This window comes from Arthrobacter pasteuri (assembly GCF_054510955.1).
This window is the reverse complement of sequence record NZ_JBTNDO010000001.1, coordinates 136,163-150,423: the sequence shown is the minus strand read 5'-3', so window position 1 is coordinate 150,423 and position 14,261 is coordinate 136,163. Positions and strand designations below refer to the sequence as shown.

General features: G+C 69.6%; 11 protein-coding genes. 3 read left to right on the top strand and 8 right to left on the bottom strand.

Features of this window, described 5'->3' with window-relative positions:
* Positions 1-118: 118 nt before the first annotated feature.
* Positions 119-1,375 carry an APC family permease gene (locus tag ACX80H_RS00755; protein WP_459310529.1) on the top strand — a complete coding sequence of 419 codons (1,257 nt, stop codon included), beginning with the start codon at positions 119-121 and terminating at the stop codon, positions 1,373-1,375.
* Between the two features lie 123 nt (positions 1,376-1,498).
* Here the strand turns inward: ACX80H_RS00755 and hisS are convergent, their stop codons facing one another.
* Complete coding sequence (gene hisS, locus ACX80H_RS00750; RefSeq protein WP_459310528.1) at positions 1,499-2,827, bottom strand: histidine--tRNA ligase; 1,329 nt, start codon at positions 2,825-2,827, stop codon at positions 1,499-1,501.
* A gap of 496 nt (positions 2,828-3,323) precedes the next feature.
* Between hisS and ACX80H_RS00745 the strand changes: the two genes are divergently transcribed.
* A complete protein-coding gene (locus ACX80H_RS00745) occupies positions 3,324-4,973 on the top strand; it encodes a DUF349 domain-containing protein (protein WP_459313330.1) in 1,650 nt (549 codons plus the stop codon).
* A 97-nt stretch (positions 4,974-5,070) separates the two neighbouring features.
* Positions 5,071-5,715 (top strand): hypothetical protein, encoded by a 645-nt coding sequence (locus ACX80H_RS00740; protein ID WP_459310527.1) that lies wholly within the window; start codon positions 5,071-5,073, stop codon positions 5,713-5,715.
* Positions 5,716-5,724: 9 nt separating this feature from the next.
* Here the strand turns inward: ACX80H_RS00740 and ACX80H_RS00735 are convergent, their stop codons facing one another.
* The 7 genes from ACX80H_RS00735 to ruvC all read right to left on the bottom strand — a co-directional run bounded on the left by ACX80H_RS00735 (position 5,725) and on the right by ruvC (position 14,243).
* Complete coding sequence (locus ACX80H_RS00735) at positions 5,725-8,139, bottom strand: RelA/SpoT family protein (RefSeq protein WP_459310526.1); 2,415 nt, start codon at positions 8,137-8,139, stop codon at positions 5,725-5,727.
* A 164-nt stretch (positions 8,140-8,303) separates the two neighbouring features.
* Positions 8,304-9,320 carry a protein translocase subunit SecF gene (gene secF / locus ACX80H_RS00730; protein WP_459310525.1) on the bottom strand — a complete coding sequence of 339 codons (1,017 nt, stop codon included), beginning with the start codon at positions 9,318-9,320 and terminating at the stop codon, positions 8,304-8,306.
* Positions 9,317-11,065, bottom strand: a complete 1,749-nt coding sequence (gene secD / locus ACX80H_RS00725) for a protein translocase subunit SecD (RefSeq protein ID WP_459310524.1) — start codon at positions 11,063-11,065, stop codon at positions 9,317-9,319. The genes secF and secD overlap by 4 nt, the downstream gene beginning before the upstream one ends.
* An 84-nt stretch (positions 11,066-11,149) precedes the next feature.
* The gene (gene yajC / locus ACX80H_RS00720) at positions 11,150-11,710 is read right to left on the bottom strand and encodes a preprotein translocase subunit YajC (protein ID WP_459310523.1); all 561 of its coding nucleotides are present in this window, start codon (positions 11,708-11,710) and stop codon (positions 11,150-11,152) included.
* Positions 11,711-11,808: 98 nt separating this feature from the next.
* Entirely contained in the window at positions 11,809-12,924 is a 1,116-nt protein-coding gene (gene ruvB, locus ACX80H_RS00715) for a Holliday junction branch migration DNA helicase RuvB (RefSeq protein ID WP_459310522.1), read from the bottom strand.
* Positions 12,921-13,550, bottom strand: a complete 630-nt coding sequence (gene ruvA, locus ACX80H_RS00710) for a Holliday junction branch migration protein RuvA (protein WP_459310521.1) — start codon at positions 13,548-13,550, stop codon at positions 12,921-12,923. The genes ruvB and ruvA overlap by 4 nt, the downstream gene beginning before the upstream one ends.
* A 123-nt stretch (positions 13,551-13,673) precedes the next feature.
* Complete coding sequence (gene ruvC, locus ACX80H_RS00705) at positions 13,674-14,243, bottom strand: crossover junction endodeoxyribonuclease RuvC (RefSeq protein ID WP_459310520.1); 570 nt, start codon at positions 14,241-14,243, stop codon at positions 13,674-13,676.
* Between the last annotated feature and the right edge of the window lie 18 nt (positions 14,244-14,261).

Sequence of the window (14,261 nt, the reverse complement as noted above, 5' to 3'; positions counted from 1 at the left end):
TCTGGCCGCCCGGACAGACGGCAGCCCGTCGGCCGCATCCGCCCGTCCCCGTCCCCGTTGTCGTCCCGCTCACCCGCTCGCCTGCCCGGCGGGACTGCTCCCGACCGAGAGGAGATCCATGTCCCAGGAACCGGGACTGCGCCGCGCCATGGGGGGCTTCGATGCCACGACCGTCGGGATCGGCGCGATGATCGGCGCCGGCGCGTTCGTGGTGTTCGCCCCGGCCAGTGCGTCCGCCGGGGCGCTCCTGCCCCTGGCCGTCGTGATCGCGGGCTTCGTCGCCTACTGCAACGCCTCGGCGACCGCCTCCCTGGCCGTGCGCTATCCGACGAGCGGTGGCACCTACGTCTACGGGCGCGAGCAGCTCGGTCACTGGCCCGGGTTCCTCGCGGGGTGGGGGTTCGTCACCGGCAAGCTGGCCTCGTGCGCGGCCATGGCCCTCACGTTCGGGCTGTATGCGGCGCCGGGTGCCGAGAAGGCCGCGGGGGTCGCCGCCGTCGTCGGACTGACGCTCGTGAATCTCCTCGGGGTCACCCGCACCGCGCTCGCCACACGCGTCATCGTCTCGCTCGTGGTGCCGGTCCTCGCATTCGTGATCGTCGTGGCGTTCGCCTCCCCCGCGGTCTCCGGCCCGGCCGCCGCCGGTTCGGCAGGGGCGGTAGGGGTCCTGCAGGCGGCGGGCCTGCTGTTCTTCGCCTTCGCCGGGTATGCGCGCATCGCGACGATGGGCGAGGAGGTCCGCGAACCGCGCAGGAACATCCCGGCGGCGATCTTCGGAGCCCTCGGCTTCACGCTGCTGCTGTACCTGCTGCTGGCGCTGTCCCTCCTGCACGCCTTCGGACCGGCCCGGCTTGCCGGAACCACTGCCCCACTGCGGGAGGTCTTCGACGCAGCCACGTCCAGCGGAGCCGCCGGTGTCGGCAGTGCGGTCATCACCCTCGCGGCTGCCCTCGCGAGCCTGGGCGCCCTGCTCGCGCTCATCGCCGGAGTCGGCAGGACGAGCCTTGCGATGGCCCGCGGCGGAGACCTGCCACGGGTGCTGTCGCGGATCTCCTCACGGTACTCCGTGCCGTGGGTCGCGGATGTCGTGACGGCCGTCGTCGTCGTGGTCCTCCTGCTGGCCACCGACGTGCTGACCGTGGTCGGCTTCTCGAGCTTCGGCGTGCTGCTGTACTACGCGATCGCGAACATCGCGGCCTTCACCCTCACCGAGAGGCAGTGGTACTCCCCGCGCTGGCTGAACGCCGTCGGCGCAGCCGGTTGCCTCGTCCTGGCCTTCACCCTGCCGGCCACGTCGGTGCTCACCATGGTGGGGGTGCTCGCGGTCGGCCTCATCGTCCGGGCCGTCGTCCTGGCGCGGCGCAGGGCGGCCTGAGCAGCGGGCCTTGCTGCCCGCGGCCGGGTTCAGCCGGCTGCGCTGCGCCGGCCGGGTTCCCGCCCGACGTCATGCGGACGAGACGACGTCGGGCCATCAGGACGACGTCGGGCAGGCGAAACGTCAGGCGGTCGCGACCACGGGCCGGAGGTCCTCGGCGGGAGGCGTCCAGGCTGCAGGGTCCGCCGCGACCTGGTCCCCGGACCGGATGTCCTTCACCTCGTGCGAGCCGTCGGGCGATGTGAACCACACGAAGGGGATGCCGCGGCGGTCCGCGAACTTGATCTGCTTCCCGAACTTCTCGGCGCCCGCTGCCACCTCGGCGGAGATCCCGCGGCTCCGCAGCGCCGCCGCGACGTCCTGCGCCTGCGACCAGGAATCGTCGTCGGCGAGTGTCACGAGGACCGCGGTGGGGACGGACCGCGAGACCGTGGCGAACCCCTGGCTCAGGATCCGGGAGACGATCCGCGTGACGCCGATGGACAGCCCGACGCCGGGGAACGTGCGGTTGCCCTTGCGGGCCAGGGAGTCGTAGCGGCCGCCGGAGCAGATCGACCCGAGTCCCTCGTGCCCGTTGAGCACCGTCTCGTAGACGGTTCCCGTGTAGTAGTCGAGCCCGCGGGCGATGCTGAGGTCCGCCACCACCCGGCCCGGCGCCCGTCGTGACGCCTCGCCCACGACCTGACGGAGTTCCTCGAGGCCTTCGTCGAGGAGGTCGTTCGTCACGCCGAGGGCGCGGACGCGCTCGACGAACGAGGTGTCGGACGTGCGGATGCCGGCGAGCTCGAGTGCGAGGCGCACCTGGTCATCGTCCGCGCCGACCTCGTCCCGCAGCAGCGTGCCCACCTTTTCCGCGCCGATCTTCTCGAGCTTGTCAATGCTCCGCAGGACGGCGGCCGTGTCCTCGAGCCCGATGCCGCGGTAGAACCCCTCCGCGAGCTTCCGGTTGTTGACGCGCAGTGTGAAGTCCGGGATGGGGAGGGCACCGAGGGCCTCGACCACGGCGAGGGCGAGTTCGACGTCGTACCGGAACGGCAGCACACCGTCCCCCACGACGTCGATGTCCGCCTGGGTGAATTCGCGGGCTCGGCCCTCCTGGGGGCGCTCCCCGCGCCAGCACTTCTGGATCTGGAACCTGCGGAAGGGGAAGGCGAGGTGACCGGCGTTCTCGACGACGTAGCGGGCGAAGGGCACCGTCAGGTCGTAGTGGAGGGCGAGGCCGCTCTCGGAAGCGGATGCCTCGTCGGCCTGGAGGCGGGACACCGCGTACACCTCCTTGTCGATCTCACCCTTCCGGAGCAGGTGGTCCACCGTCTCGACCGCCCGCGTCTCGATGCTGGAGAAGCCGTGCAACTCGAACGTCCGCTGCAGCACCTCGAGAACGTGGAGCTCGATCAGGCGCTCCTCCGGAAGCCATTCGGGAAAGCCGGACAGTGATGCCTTGCGGGCCATGGGGTGGTTCTCCTCCTGCGCGGGGTTGCCGGTTCCCGCTTCCCTGCAGCGAAGCGGTCCGTTCTGCGGCCTCAATCCTAGGTGTCGCGGCTGGTTCCCGGGAAAACGGGGAGAGCGGGAAGTGCAGGGAGCAGCGGACGAGCGGCTGTAACCTGCACGTCCAGCGGGAAGGGCGCCCCCGCACCGGAACCCGGATTCCGACCCAGTGGGTAAAGTAACCTCAGGGCAATCTCCAGACCCTGCATGAAATGGCCCCGGCGTTGCTCACGGCCATCCGACGAGCGAAAGACTTCTAGCGGTGACACACAGTCAGCAATCCGACGAAACGACCATCGGCCAGGACGCACAGCAGGACACAGTGGCAGGCGATGGCGCCGGCAACTCCACGTCAGCGGACGCGTCGACGGGCACCGGTACCGACACCGACACCGGCACGAGCGCCGACACGGACGACGTGACCGCAGCCGCCGCCCCGCAGGACGGGCCCGAGGCGGCGATGTCCAGCGACTCCGAGGAAACCGACGCGGCCACGGCAGACGCAGCCGGCACGGCCGAGGCTGAAGCCTCCGCACCGACCGAGGTCGACGCCTCAGAACGCGGCACCGGTGCGCACTCCCCCGCCCAGGAAGCCGCTGCCGAGCCGGCGGAACCGGCTGTCGCTCCGGCCGGCGCCGGCGAAGAACCCAGTGCAAGCGATGCGACCGAAGCAGCGGGAGCAACCGCAGCAGCGGACGCACCCGCGGCGTCGGTCCCCCTGGCCCCCGAGCCCGTTCCGCTGAGCACGCCGTCGCCCGGTCTTGCCGCTCCCCGCCCGCCCCTGCCCACAGCGATGGCGCCCCGACCGCTGAAGAAGGCCGCCCAGCCGGTCGCCGCGCCCCTGGCGCACAGCACCTCCCTCGAGGAGGCCGGCAGGTTCGCCCGCGTCGAGGACGACGGGCACGTCTTCCTGCTGGTCGACGGCGCCGAGCACCCGGTGGGACAGTACCCGGATGCGACCCGCGAGGAGGCCCTCGCCTACTTCGTGCGCAAGTACGACGACGTCGTCAGCCAGGTGGCACTGCTCGAGCAGCGCGTGCAGGCCAAGGCCCCGTCGTCGGACATGGCGAAGACGGCCAAGCACCTGCGCGCCCAGGTCGGCGAACGGAAGATGGTCGGCGACGTCGTCGCCCTCGAGGCGCGGATCGACGCCCTCCTCGGCGACATCAGCGGCCTCGAGAAGGCGGAACGCGCGGTACAGGACGAGCTGAAGGCCAAGGAGCTCGCGGCCCGTGAGGCGATCGTCGCCGAGGCCGAGGAACTCGCAGGCCGGGATCCCTCCACCGTGCAGTGGAAGGCCAGCAGCACCCGCATGAACGAGCTGTTCGAACTGTGGAAGGCGGCGCAGAAGAACGGACCGAGGCTCGGCCGCGGCACCGAGGACGCGCTGTGGAAGCGGTTCCGGTCCGCACGCACCGTCTTCGACCGGCACCGGCGCGCCTACTTCTCGCAGCTGGACAGCGACAACGCGGAGGCGAAGCAGGCCAAGGAAGCGCTCATCAAGCGCGCGGAACAGCTCTCCACCTCCACCGACTGGGGCCAGACGGCGGCCGAGTACCGGCACCTCATGGACGAGTGGAAGGCGTCGAAGCGCGCAAGCCGCAAGGACGACGACGCCCTCTGGGCCCGCTTCCGGGCCGCCCAGGACCGCTTCTTCGAGGCCCGCAAGTCCGCCAATGAAGCCGTGGACGAGGAATACGCCGGCAACCTCACGGTGAAGGAAGCCCTGCTCAAGGAGGCCCAGCAGATCCTGCCGATCCGCGACCTCGCTGCCGCCAAGAAGGCCCTGCAGTCCATCCGTGACCGCTGGGACGAGGCGGGCAAGGTGCCGCGCGCCGACATGGGCCGCATCGACGCCGGCCTGCGGCAGGTCGAGGATGCTGTGAAGGCCGCCGACGACGACCACTGGAAGAAGACGAACCCCGAGACGAAGGCCCGCACCAACAGCGCGCTGAGCCAGCTCGAGGCGACGATCGCCCAGCTCAAGGAGGACCTCGCCGACGCCGAACGGGCAGGCAACGCCAAGAAGATCGCGTCCGCCCGGGAAGCTCTGGCGGCACGTGAGCAGTGGCTCGAGATGCTGCAGAAGTCGGCCCAGGACTTCTCCTAGCGCCCGGCCCGCGCCGGTTCCAAAAGCCCTCCAGCACCGTTGTCCACATCGGTGCCGGAGGGCTTTTGCGTGCGCAGCGCGGTGCGATGCTGGAGCCATGCCTCCCCTGGACAGCGCCGCACCGCCCGAGCGTCTCAGGGGCGCGGACGGCGCTCCCGTGACCTCGACCGGGGGTGCCCTCCTCCACGCCGGTGACATCTTCACCTCGGCGGAGTTGCAGGCCATGAGGCTCGAAGGACTCGTGCGCCTCGTCATCGGGGACTCCTACCTCCGCAGCGACTTCCGGGAGGACCCGGCAACGCGGTCCCAGGCGGCAGCACGCTGCGTACCGCACTCCCTCCGCCCGCGGGTGGCTCTGGGCCGTACGTGCGCCGCCTGGATCTACGGGTGCGCGCCCCCGCCGGCTCTGATCAGCCTCGTGTCGGACCACCGCCGTCGCACCACGGCGCTGCCGCCCTTCACTCCCGCGGTCCTGCACCAGGTGGCGCTCGGCCCCTTCGACGTCAACAGGGTGGGAGGTGTGTCCGTGACCACGCCGCTGCGCACGGCCGTGGACATCGCCGTCCACGGGGAGGACTGTGATGCCGTCCGGATCCTCAGCGCCATCGGCAGGGCCCGGGAGCTCGACTGCCCGTTACGGCTCGTGGAGGCAGCACTTCTCGCCACGGCACGCGTGCCGGGCAAGACGCGTGCCCTGACGAGGCTGCGCGCTGCCCAGGGTCCGGGGGCCGGACGGAGATGACCCGACGCGTCAGGGTCGGCGCTGGGAGCCCGTGGTGCGGTAGACGTCGAACACGCCGTCGATGCGGCGGACGGCGCTCAGGATGTGGTTGAGGTACTTCGGGTCGCCCATCTCGAACGCGAACCGTGACATGGCGACCCGGTCCGACGACGTGTTCACGTTGGCGGCCAGGATGTTCACGTGGTTCTCGGCGAGCACGCTCGTGACGTCCGAGAGCAGGCTCTTGCGGTCGAGGGCCTCGACCTGGATCTCCACGAGGAACACGCTCGACTGGGTCGGTGCCCAGTCGACGGGCACGATGCGGTCAGGCTGGTCGCGCAGTTCCTGCACGTTGCGGCAGTCGCTGCGGTGAACCGAGACGCCGGAGCCCCTCGTGACGAAACCGATGATCGGGTCCGGCGGCACCGGGGTGCAGCAGCGGGCGAGCTTCACCCAGACGTCGCCGACGCCGCGGACCGTGACACCGGAGTCCGAGAACTTGGGGCGGCGCGGCTGCGTGGCCACCGCGGTCTCGGCGATGTTCTCCTCGGCGCCCTCGTGGCCGCCCATCAGCGCAACGAGGTGCTCGATGACGTTCTGCGCCGACGTATGGCCGTCACCGACGGCAGCATAGAGCGCAGAGATGTCCTGGTGCCGGAGTTCCTGCGCGACCGTCAACAGGGCACTGTGCGTCATCATGCGCTGCAGCGGGAGGTTCTGCTTGCGCATCGCGCGCGTCAGCAGCTCCTTGCCCTTGTCGATCGCCTCCTCGCGGCGCTCCTTCGTGAACCACTGGCGGATCTTGTTCCTGGCCCGCGGGCTCTTGACGAAGCCCTGCCAGTCCTGGCTGGGACCCGCGCCTTCGGCCTTCGAGGTGAAGATCTCCACCCAGTCGCCGTGGTTGAGCTCGCTGTTGAGCGGCACGAGCTTGCCGTTCACCCGCGCACCGATGGTCCTGTGGCCGACCTCGGTGTGCACGGCGTAGGCGAAGTCGACCGGCGTCGAACCGGCTGGCAGCGCCATCACCTCGCCCTTGGGCGTGAAGACAAAGACCTCGCGCGCATTGATCTCGAACCGCAGCGAGTCGAGGAACTCGTCGGGATCGGAGGTCTCCTGCTGCCAGTCCACGAGGCTCCGCAGCCAGCCCATGTCCCCGCTGTCGGAGGCCTCGAGCTGCCTGCTGCCGTTCTTGTACTTCCAGTGGGCCGCAACGCCGTACTCGGCGCGGCGGTGCATGTCGTGCGTCCGGATCTGGATTTCCACGGGCTTGCCACCCGGGCCGATCACCGTAGTGTGCAGCGACTGGTACATGTTGAACTTCGGCATGGCGATGTAGTCCTTGAACCGCCCGGGCAGGGGGTTCCACCGCGAATGCAGCGAGCCGAGGGTGGCGTAGCAGTCACGCACACTGTCCACCAGGACACGGACGCCCATCAGGTCATGGATGTCGTCGAAGTCCTTACCCCGCACGATCATCTTCTGGTAGATGGAGTAGTAGTGCTTCGGCCGGCCCGTGATCGTCGCCTTGATCTTCACGGCGCGCAGGTCTTCCTCGATCTGGTTGCGGACGAGGCTGAGGTGCTTCTCACGCTCCGGCGTCCGGTCCCCCACCATCCGTACGATCTCCTCGTACACCTTCGGGTGGAGCGCCGCGAAGGACAGGTCCTCGAGCTCCCACTTGATGGTGTTCATGCCCAGGCGGTGCGCGAGCGGGGCGAAGATCTCGAGGGTCTCCCGCGCCTTCTTGGCCGAGGAGGCAGGCGAGACGAAGCGCCAGGTGCGGGCGTTGTGCAGGCGGTCGGCGAGCTTGATGACGAGGACGCGGATGTCCTTGGCCATGGCGACGACCATCTTGCGCACGGTCTCGGCCTGGGCCGCGTCCCCGAAGGACACCTTGTCCAGCTTGGTGACGCCGTCGACCAGCATGGCGACCTCGGGGCCGAAGTCCCGCTTGAGCTCCTCGAGCGTGTAGGACGTGTCCTCGACGGTGTCGTGCAGGAGTGCCGCGGCGAGCGTGGTGCCGGTCATGCCCAGTTCGGCGAGGATCGTGGCCACGGCCACCGGGTGGGTGATGTAGGGGTCACCGCTCTTGCGCGTCTGGCCCTCGTGGCTGCGCTCGGCGACGAGGTAGGCGCGCTGGATGAGGTCGAGGTCTTCCTTCGGGTTGTTCGCGCGCACCGTCCGCAGGAGCGGCTCGAGGACCGGCGAATAACCGGAGGATCCGCGACCGGTCAGCCGGGCGATGCGCGCCCGGGTGCGGCCGCGCCGTCCGGGCGCCACCTGGTCGGCGCTCGCCGCGGACGGGGCCGATCCCGGGGGGTCCGGCTGCACGAGCCCACGGGCCGGACCCGGGCGCGGGCCATCCGTGGCGATCGGACCAGGAGCTCCTGGCGCCGCAGCACCCCCGTCGTCGGGCCGCACTGCGGGATTCACCGCTTCAGCCATTCAAGTCCCTCAATCTCGATCTCGGATCCGGAAGGATTCAAGATGCCACAGGTAACGCGACCTCTCCAAGTCTAGCCGCGCTTCGAACGGCAACAGCCGCAGGATCCCCGTGGGTATCCTGCGGCTGCGGCGTCTGCAAGCGCCCTGGTCCGGTGCGCGGAGTGCTAGCGCGCGGGGTGCGCCCCCGAAGACACTGCCTCGAGTGCACGACGATCCAGGACCTTCTTCTCCTGCGTCTTCAGGTCCGGCTCGTTGAGCCGCAGTGCCGCGTACAGCGGTGCTGCAATGAAGATCGTGCCCAGCGTGCCGAGGATGATGCCGATGAACAGGGCCAGGGAGAGGTCCTGCAGCGTGCCGGCGCCCAGCAGGAACGAGCCGATGAAGAGGATCGAGGCGACCGGCAGGATCGCCACCACCGAGGTGTTGATCGACCGGACGAGCGTCTGGTTGACCGCGAGGTTGACCTGCTCGGCGAAGGTACGCCGGGTGGAGGTGGCCCCGTCCGCCGTGTTCTCCCGGATCTTGTCGAACACCACGACGGTGTCGTACAGGGCGTAGCTGAGGATCGTCAGGAAGCCGATGATCGCCGAGGGCGTCACCTCGAAGTTGCTGAGCGAGTACAGCCCCGCGGTCACGACCATGACCACCACGAGCGCGGCCATCGCGGCGAGGGCCATCTTCCAGGTGCGGAAGTAGATGGCCATCAGGATCGCGGCGAGCAGGACGAACACACCGAAGCCGATCAGGGCCTGGCGGCTGACGTCCTCGCCCCAGGTCGGACCGACGAAGCTCGAGGTCACCTGGTCCTCGCCCACTCCGTAGCCACTGATGAGGTTGTCACGGACGCTGAGCGTCTCGTCGTCCGTCAGCCGCTCGGTCTGCACCCGCATGGTGTCCGCGGCGATGTTGGTGACGCGCGGGACGGCGTCGGGGACGACATCGGTCACGGCCGCTTCACCGATGGCGGTGTCCGTGTTCCCGGTCGCGGAGACGGTGAACTCGGACCCCCCGCGGAAGTCGATGCCGAGGTTGAAGCCGCCCTTCACCACCGGGATGACGATCGAGACGAGGATGGCGAGTGCGGCGATGAGGAACCAGAGGTTCCGCTTGGCGACGAAGGGGTAGGAGCGCTTCCCCGAGTACAGCTCGTTGCCGAAGGTGGCGAAGCTCGTGCGGCTCATTCGTTGGTCTCTTTCTGGGAAGAACCGGTGCGGCCCGCGAGGGCCTTCTGCTGCTCCGCGCGGCGGCGCTCGGCGATGGTCATACGCCGCTTGGCTTCCGCCGAGGCACCCTTGTTCTTGGTCCGGGTGATGACGACGGGCTTCTCGACGGGCTTCTCAACGGGATTCCGCAGTCGTCCCGCTCCGCGGTAGAGCGGGATCCCGCCCAGTCGGCTCGGGTCGAGGCCGGACCACGGGTGGCCTTCGCCGAAGAACTTCGTCCTGGCCAGCAAGCGGAGGACCGGGTGGGTGAAGAGGAAGACGACGACGAGGTCGGCGATCGCCGTGAGGCCGAGCGTGAAGGCAAAGCCGCGGACGTTGCCGACGGCGACGAAGTAGAGCACCAGCGCCGCGAGCAGGTTCACTGCCTTCGAGGCGAGCACGGTGCGCTTGGCACGGCGCCAGCCGTTCTCGACGGCCGAGATGAGGCCGCGGCCCTCGCGCAGTTCGTCACGGATGCGTTCGAAGTAGACGATGAAGGAGTCCGCCGTCTGGCCGATGGCGACGATGAGGCCCGCGACGCCGGCAAGCGACAGCCGGTAGTTCTCCGTCCAGCCGAGGATGCAGATCGCGAGGTAGGTCAGGACACCCGCGACGACCAGCGAGGCAATCGTCACGAGGCCCAGTAGGCGGTACTGGAACATGGAGTACACGGCGACCAGCAGCAGCCCGATGAGACCCGCGATGAGCCCGAGTCGGAGCTGGTCCGCTCCCAGGGTCGCGGAGATCTGCTGCTCGCTCTGGATCTCGAAGCTGATGGGCAGAGCACCGTACTTGAGCTGCTCGGACAGGGCCGCGGCGGATTCCTCCGTGAAGTTTCCGCTGATCTGGGGATTGCCGTCCGCGATGACCGCGTTGGTGGTCGGCGCCGAGACGATCCGGCCGTCCAGCACGATGGCGAACTGGTTGCGCGGGTCACCGGTGCCTATCGCGTAGAGGCGCTCGGTCACTTCGCGGAAGGTCTCGGTGCCCTCGTCGTTGAAGTCGATGTTCACGGCCCAGGTGTTGAGCGCCTGGCCCTGCGCGCTGCGCTGCAGCCCGTAGCTCGCGGTGGAGATGTCGGTGCCCGGGACCTCGACGGGACCGAGGATGTACTTGCCCTGCGTGTCGGGTTCGCACGCGACCATGGGCTGATCGGCCGGAGCGGCTTCCTCGGCGGGCTCGAGGGCCGCCGGATCGAGGCAGTCCAGGGCCTCGAACTGCTTGTAGAGCTCGGGCGTGATCCAGTTCGGGTCGCTGGCGTCCTGCGGCTCCGCCGCCGGCTTGGGAAGCTGGTCGTCGGGCGTCGGCGTCTCCGCCGCGGGCGCCTGGCCGGGGCCACCCGCGAGGACCGGCCGGAACTCCATCTGGGCCGAGGCCTGAATCAGGTCCCGGGTCTCGGGCTCCGGTGTGCCCGGGAGGGACACGATGACGTTCTGGCCGGACTGCGTGTTGATCTCGGCCTCGGCGACGCCGGAGCCGTCCACGCGCTGCCGGATGATTTCCACCGCCTGGTCGAGCTGTTCGGGAGTGATCTCGCTGCCGCCCTGGACGCGGGGGGCGAGGATCATCTGGGTCCCGCCCTCGAGGTCGAGGGCCAGTCGGGGGCTCCAGCTCGCGGTGCTCCAGTAGGAACCCGCTCCCAGCAGGATTGCGAGCAGTGCTGTCAATGCGCCCAGCCAGACTAGTGTCCGCTTGGCTGCCGTCCCGGGACCGGTACGAGGCATGGTGGGTGTCCTTATTTCATGGCGCGGCTCGTGCGCCGCGGTGATCCTGGCAGGCGCGGTGCGAGGACCGGCGCCTTGGAAAGGCTAGTTGTCTGGGGTCGCTCTGGGGTCGCGTGGATCCCGCGCGTCGCGGGTTTCCTGGGCGGACTGCCTGTTGAGCCGCTCGAGGGTCTCCTCCGGCGTCTCGACGCCCGAGGCGGTACCCGAGGTTTCCGAGGTCCCTGCGGCGGTGGAACCGGTGGACGGGGTGCGGTCTACTGCGTCGAACGAGGACGTGTCCTCGACCGCCGGCGTAGTGGCCGGCGCATCCTCGCGGGCGTCGTCGGCGACGGCAGGCTCCTGCTGGACGACCTTGGAGAGGGCCTGCGTGTGCACGGTGGCGAAGTTGCCGGGAGACAGTTCGAGGACTGCCTTGTTGTTCTCGTGGTCGATCGAGACGATCGTGCCGAAGAGCCCGAACTGCGTCATGACCTCCGTACCCGGCTCCATGTGCGTGCGCATCTCCTTCACCTGCTGCTGCGTCTTCCGCTGCCGACGGAACATGGTGAAGATCAGGAATGCCAGCGCCAGCGGCAGGAGGAGGGAGAAGATGTCGAAGGGAGGAGCATCTCCGGAGGCGGTCTGGGCAACTACATGTGCGAGCACTGGATTTCCGTTCCTGGGACTGGGTGTGGGCGGCAGGACTGTGCCCCGGCACACATTTGCAGATTCCAGTGTAAAGGGGAAAGCTGGGCGATCCCGCGTCAGGAGTCCGGCTGTGCCCAGCTGTCAAGTCCCGATTCGCTGCCGAGCAGATCGTCCGGCGTCACCGAGAACAGGTCCTCCGGCATCGCCGCCGCGACGGTCTCGGGCATCTCGAGGCCGAGGTGCTTCCAGGCGGACGCCGTCGCGATCCTGCCCCGCGGCGTCCGTCCGAGCATGCCCTCCCGGACCAGGTAGGGCTCGGCGACGGTCTCGACCGTCTCGGGCTCCTCCCCCACGGCGATCGCCAGCGTCGAGAGGCCTACGGGACCTCCGTTGAACTTGGTGATGAGGGCGGTGAGGACGGAGCGGTCCAGCCGGTCGAGTCCCCGCGCATCCACCTCGTACATGTCGAGCGCCGCGCTTGCCGACCGCGCGTCGATCAGGTCGATGCCGTGCACGAGCGCCCAGTCCCGGACCCGCCGCAGCAGCCGGTTGGCGATACGGGGCGTGCCCCTCGAGCGGCCGGCGATCTCGGCGAAGGCCGCCGAGTTCACCTTCATGTCCATGAGCATCGCCGACCGCCGGAGCACCAGCTCGAGTTCCTCTGTCGAGTAGAACTCGAGGTGCCCGGTGAAGCCGAAGCGGTCCCGGAGCGGGCCGGGCAGCAGCCCCGCACGCGTGGTGGCGCCCACGAGAGTGAAGGGCGGCAGTTCCAGCGGGATGGCCGTGGCACCGGGCCCCTTGCCGACGATGATGTCCACCCGGAGATCCTCCATCGCCATGTAGAGCATCTCCTCGGCCGGCCGCGACATGCGGTGGATCTCGTCGAGGAAGAGCACCTCCCCGTCGGTCAGGGACGAGAGGATCGCGGCGAGGTCGCCGGCGTGCTGGATCGCGGGACCGGACGAGATGCGCAGCGGTGCGTTCATCTCCGCCGCGATGATCATGGCGAGCGTCGTCTTGCCGAGACCGGGGGGCCCTGACAGGAGGACGTGGTCGGCGCTGCGTCCGCGCAGTCGCGAGGCTTCGAGGACGAGCGACAGCTGGCGCCGGACGCGCTTCTGCCCCACGAAGTCGTCGAGGTTCTTCGGCCGCAGTGCCGCCTCGATCGCCCGGTCCTCGGGATCGGCGGCCGGCGCGACGAGCGGTGCGTCCTGGGGATGCGGATCCGTCATGACCCGACCTTCGCCCGCGCCGAGCTTCGCGCGCCGTCCTGCCCGAGGCGGCGCAGCGTGAGCTTCAGGATCTGGCCCACATCACCCGTCGCGGCGACCTCGGGCGCGTCGGCGACGGCTGCGTCGATGGCCGCCCCGGCGTCCCTCTCGGACCAGCCGAGGCCCATCATGGCGGTGAGCACCTGGCCCTGCCAGGTCTGCTTCGGAACGCCCGGTGCCGACTCCAGGGGGACCAGCTTCCCGGCGAGTTCGAGCACGATGCGGCGTGCACCCTTGGGTCCGATGCCGGGCACCTTGCTGAAGGCCTTGTCATCCCCGGAGGAGGCGGCCACCCGGATGGCATCCGGCGCGTGCACCGCCAGCACGGCGAGGGCGAGGCGGGGTCCGACGCCACTGACCGCGAGGAGGGTCTCGAAGACCTCGCGCTGGTCCGCGTCCTCGAAACCGAAGAGCGTCATGGAATCCTCGCGGACGATCATCGCGGTGGCGATGGTGGCCTGCTCGCCCACGCGGAGCGCGGCGAGGGTCTGCGGCGTGGCCTGCACCTGCATGCCGAAGCCGTTGACGTCGATGACGGCGGAGTGCAGGCCCACGTGGGTCACTGTTCCGCGCAGGGAACTGATCATGAAGAGCTCCAAGGCACTTGCGGGACGGGGACGGCGGGCCGGGGCCCGTGTCGAACATACGTTCTAATGGCTAACCGTACCGGCGTCCCGGCCCGGACGCGAGGAGCCACACCGGGAACGGCGCTAGCGTCGACGCGCCCGTGCCTCCGCCTCGGCCCAGATGCGCTGTGCGGGAGTCACGCTGCCCCCGGCCGCAGCAGCGCCCTGGAGCCCTACTCCCCTGCGCCAGGCATGCGTGATCGCGAGCGCCAGGGCGTCGGCGGCGTCGGCGGGCCGAGGCGCCGTCTCGAGCCGGAGGATCTTCGTGACCATCTTCGTGACGGCCACCTTGTCCGCCTGCCCGTTGCCGGTGACGGCGGCCTTCACCTCGGTGGGCGTGTGGAGGGCCACCGGGATGCCCCGGCGCGCGGCGGCCACGATGACGACCCCGGACGCCTGCGCGGTACCCATGACGGTGCTGATGTTGGTTCCGCTGAACACGCGCTCGACGGCGAGGGCCTGCGGTTGATGCAGGTCCAGCCACAGGTCGACGGCCTCCGAGATGACCAGGAGCCGCTCGTCGAGGCTCCGGCCCGCCTCCGTGCCGATCACGCCGACCGCGACGAGCGTGGAGCGCCGGTTCGGCTCGATGTCGACGACCGCGAGGCCGCAGCGTGTCAGGCCGGGGTCCACGCCCATGACCCGGTAGGTCACGGCGCTACCCTCCCTGCA